Source organism: Corynebacterium sp. CCUG 61414 (assembly GCF_024453945.1).
GTDB classification, from domain to species: domain Bacteria; phylum Actinomycetota; class Actinomycetes; order Mycobacteriales; family Mycobacteriaceae; genus Corynebacterium; species Corynebacterium pseudogenitalium.
In genome coordinates this window covers 1-2027 of sequence record NZ_JAGPYU010000034.1, presented here as the reverse complement: position 1 = coordinate 2027, position 2027 = coordinate 1, and the positions used below count along the sequence as shown (strand labels likewise).

The 2027-nt window shown below is 53.9% G+C and carries 2 protein-coding genes; both read left to right on the top strand.

Annotation, left to right across the window (positions count from 1 at the left end):
• The first annotated feature begins 53 nt into the window (after positions 1–53).
• Positions 54–971, top strand: coding sequence for a hypothetical protein (locus tag KBX14_RS11125; RefSeq protein WP_256042559.1), 918 nt, complete (start codon positions 54–56; stop codon positions 969–971).
• Entirely contained in the window at positions 968–1987 is a 1020-nt protein-coding gene (locus KBX14_RS11120) for an IS3 family transposase (RefSeq protein ID WP_143110629.1), read from the top strand. Before KBX14_RS11125 ends, KBX14_RS11120 begins: the two co-directional genes overlap by 4 nt.
• Positions 1988–2027: the final 40 nt, after the last annotated feature.

The following is a 2027-nucleotide window of genomic DNA, read 5'->3' as shown; positions in this document are numbered from 1 at the left end:
TTTCCCTTAGTGCCAGGATGGTTGTGAACGTCAATCCATAGGAGGTTTTGTTCATGACCGACCCACAGTTACCTGAGTTGGTGCCGTCAGCGTTGACGTCACCACCGACCGTTGCAACCCCGGTAAGGACCCACGGGGGCAAGATTAAAACATCACGCGAGGAAGTCAAAGAGATCCTAGCAATGCCACCGCGTGTGCTGGCAGCGGGGCAAGTACTCGATGAAGACACGTTGGCCTCATTTGAAGCAGTAGCGTTCGTGTTCTCCCCGTACCGCACTACTGGCTCTGGCAGGTGGTTTCATCCAGCACAGCAGCGACAAATGATCACGATTTATAACCGGTTGCCGTACGGCACGAAAGGCCCATGGTGCACCCGACAGGCAATCCAGTCTTGCGATATCAAGCGCTGGGCCCGCGCATTACAGTTATCAAAGTCCACCACTGATGGTTTAGATGGTATTCAACGAGCCAAACGCAGCGTTGATGAAGCATATCGGGGAAGGTATTCACCTGACTACATCCGTGAGATGGTCATTGAATATCAGCTGGTGCCGTATGGCCAGAAAGAAGCGTGGTTAATTGAACATGGACTTGCTGACCACACCATGCGACGCTGGACAGCAATGGTTGCCGATGGTGATCTCACCACGCGTACTACACCAAGGAGGATTGGAACATTGACGATGGATGAGTGCGTTGAAATCCAGCAGTTACGCAAGGAAGTCTCCGCGTTGATGCAGCAAAAGCGCAAGCTCGAACTCGATGCGAAGCGTCGGGAGGAAGCTATGCAGCGTGCCCTGGATAAGGCAACAGAAAGAGCAGAGCGGGCTGAACTAGCCACTGATGTGTTGGGAAAAGCTTTAGCGACCATGCCAGGGCAACATGGCGTGGACTCAAACGTGGCGGAAGAGTCCTCACTCAAGACCAACAACGCCTCTACGACCAAGGACAACACGAAGAAGAAACACTGATTGACCAGTTAGTTGACTGTGGCTATTCGAAAACTCACGCAATGCGCATCATCGGAGTCTCACGCAGCCGCGTGTTCTATCAAACGAAGCCACGCCCACGTGTTGCCGATCCAATTGCCTACGACAAACGACGGATCAACCGACTGTCCGATACCACTGTCGAGCGCATCTTGGAATTGTTAGACGCCAATCCACATTCCGGGGTGGACCAGGTATTTTACGCCGCGTTAAACAACGGGATTTACCTGGCAAGCCTGCGCAGTTTCTACCGAGTTGCCAAAAAACATGGACGATTGCTCTACCAACGACACAACACCAAAGCCAAGCAAGCTCAACGCAAACGAAACGCCTCCCCGCCACATGTACGCGCCACAGCACCAGGCCAGGTACTGTGCTGGGACATTACCTTCTTGCCTGGACAATACGTCGGACAAAACTTCGCATGCCACACGGTCATTGACCTGTACTCCCGCGCAATCGTTGGCTGCGTCGTAGCAGAACGCGAAAACAGCCACGTAGCAGCAGCAATGTTTGACGACATCCTGACTCGTTTTCCCCACGTGAAAACCGTGCACTCTGATAACGGCAGTGCGATGACAAGCAAACGCCTCGGCAAACTCTTCGCCAAACACGGTGTGGCCCGCTCATTTAACCGGCCTCACACCAGCAACGACAATCCGCATACCGAGTCGGTGTTCCACACCATGAAAGGCAGGACCTACTACCCGAAAACGTTTGCCACACTCGGCCACGCCAAAAACTGGCTCAACGAATGGGTGCCGGTCTATAACGCCACTCCCCACAGTGGAATCAACTACTACCCGCCACAAGCAGTCCTCGACGGCACCTGGGACAAACTGCAACACCAACGCGAGGAGGGGATGCGAAACGCGCTACGCGAAGGCATCATCACTCAACTTCCGAACACCGCAGCTGGCACAGGCATTCCGGCAGAAGTCAGCATCATCCGCACCACTACCCAAACCGCCCCGCCCCCACAACCCATCACGATCTAACACCCAACCATGTTCACAACCACTTGACATAAAGCGTTTT

Excerpts from the sequence above, each read along its gene's own strand:
- KBX14_RS11125 (WP_256042559.1), top strand. The coding sequence starts at position 54 with ATGACCGACCCACAGTTACCTGAGTTGGTGCCGTCAGCGTTGACGTCA.